Source organism: Mesonia mobilis DSM 19841, from assembly GCF_000423405.1.
In the GTDB taxonomy this organism is placed as follows: domain Bacteria; phylum Bacteroidota; class Bacteroidia; order Flavobacteriales; family Flavobacteriaceae; genus Mesonia; species Mesonia mobilis.
Genome location: NZ_AUHX01000040.1, coordinates 1 through 2,058, shown reverse-complemented (window position 1 = coordinate 2,058; position 2,058 = coordinate 1). Strand labels below are relative to the sequence as shown.

The following is a 2,058-nucleotide window of genomic DNA, read 5'->3' as shown; positions in this document are numbered from 1 at the left end:
TTTGTGTCCTGCGGACACAACCGCGCAAGCATAAAAGTTGGTAATTTTAGCTATCTTAGTTTCAAACCAATCCGCAACTGATTGTTATACAAGACCGTTGGGTAACATTAAAAAAATAATGAAATACATCTTTTACTTTTTAGTAATTCTTTCTTGCACAATTTCTTTTGCGCAATCTAAAAATTATGAAACAGGTTGGCACCAATACAATCTTAAAGGCCAGGTACAAGAGCTTAGGACAGTTTATGCCTATCAAAATAATACTCTAGAAAATAAAGCAAAGTTTTATAAAATGAAAGCTATTAACGATGGAGTCTGTAATAGAGGTGGCGCAGTCATTAAGTTTGATACAATTGGTTTAATAATTAGTGGCATGACCATCCGATTGAAAGAAAATTATATTACTGTTTATACTATAGACTCCATCAATGAAAAGATCATTGATAGTATTGCTTTGACCAAAACAACTGTCTATAAACATTTTCCTAAGGATATTAAATATAAAAATAATTTAAACTATAAAATTCCCTATAAAATTCCTTATCAAGTGTATCACCCATATTTTTTAAAATTAAATACATATAACTATCATGCTATTTATCTAACCAAAAAAGAATACCACCAATCGATGCCAAATTCATTCAGTGATTACCGCTATACATTTACAGAAGATGATAAAATAAAGTGCTATAAAGAGTTCTTACCTTCGGTAAAGGACACGGTAAATGAAAAAAACGAAAAACCGGTTAAACGTGTGGTCTATAGCTATAACGATAAAGGGCAGGTTACCGCCACCCAACATTTTTTTTGGGAAGACATAGATACTTGGGGCGTTTTTAGAGTCCTTATAGACAGTAGGTTTTATGTAAGTTCAAGTGACCAAGTTAAACATACCTACCAGTACGATAAGCAGGGGCGTATTATCAGCATGACCTTATTGGTGAATAATCAAAAATTTTGGGAAGAGATCTATACCTATCGTGAAGACGGGGATGGACTTGCCAAAAAAGAGGTATATATATGGCCGGGAGCTCCTATACAACGAAATTTTGTTAGTCCTTATACCGTGTTCATCTATAATGAATATGGAGATGTGGTAGAAGCCAAAGATATGGATGCAGGTAAAAAAGTTACCGATGTACGTACCTATACTTATGAGTATGATAAATATCGTAACTGGACAATGTATTGGATGTATGCCAATGAAGAAGAAGTGCCTTATGTAAAAGGAGAACGTTTAATAAAGTATTTTAATGATTAATAAAAACGTTACCCAACAACATATAACAACAATTGCGGCTTTGTGTCCTGCGGACACAACCGCGCAAGCATAAAATTCCGTAATTTTAGCTATCTTAGTTTCTAAAACAATCCGCAACTGATTGTTATACAAGACCGTTGCCCACAATTTGAAAAAAAATCTCGATGAAATTTAAAATATTACTTCTTTTTACAATAATATCGACCGGAATTTATGCTCAAAATGACAGTATCCAAAAAGAACGATACGAAGTAATAAAAGCACTTTACAAAAACGGAAAACCAACTTTGGACAAGAATTTTCTGCAATATATGGGAATTGGACTTCTGATAAGCAATTCGGAATTGATTGATAATCTACTCGGACATTGTATCGATAGGGACGAACGGGAAACTTACTCATTTTCTGAAATTGTTACGCCCAATGAAATTTCAAAAATGCGTGACCAAATTTATTGGTTCTCACATTACCGAACCATTGACTCAACAATGTTGACTGACAATTTTACTATTGTGGATGACTGTGAAAATATAAGACCTGCTATAACTTTACCTTTAGTTTATAATGATAAAGCAATTGTTTATCTGAATAACAAACGAAATGAAGAACACTTATTTGTGTTAATAAAAGAAAATGATGAATGGATAGTTTGTTGTCGAAAGAGTATATATGTGAGATTTGATGACTGATAAAAAAACTGTGGGCAACACCGGTAACCGTTGCACAAGCCTTTAATTCTTAGAAAATCTCACTTATTTAAACCGCTTTTAGGAGGTTTTTTGTTTTTATATCCTTTG

Annotated in this window: 2 protein-coding genes; both read left to right on the top strand. The window is 33.0% G+C overall.

Features of this window, described 5'->3' with window-relative positions; genetic code table 11:
- Positions 1 to 118: 118 nt before the first annotated feature.
- Positions 119 to 1,261 (top strand): hypothetical protein, encoded by a 1,143-nt coding sequence (locus G551_RS0112245; protein WP_156876798.1) that lies wholly within the window; start codon positions 119 to 121, stop codon positions 1,259 to 1,261.
- A 164-nt stretch (positions 1,262 to 1,425) separates the two neighbouring features.
- Positions 1,426 to 1,950, top strand: a complete 525-nt coding sequence (locus G551_RS0112240; RefSeq protein WP_027885830.1) for a nuclear transport factor 2 family protein — start codon at positions 1,426 to 1,428, stop codon at positions 1,948 to 1,950.
- The last annotated feature ends 108 nt before the right edge of the window (positions 1,951 to 2,058 follow it).

Coding starts and splice junctions, on each gene's coding strand:
- G551_RS0112245 (WP_156876798.1), top strand. CDS start 119: ATGAAATACATCTTTTACTTTTTAGTAATTCTTTCTTGCACAATTTCT.
- G551_RS0112240 (WP_027885830.1), top strand. CDS start 1,426: ATGAAATTTAAAATATTACTTCTTTTTACAATAATATCGACCGGAATT.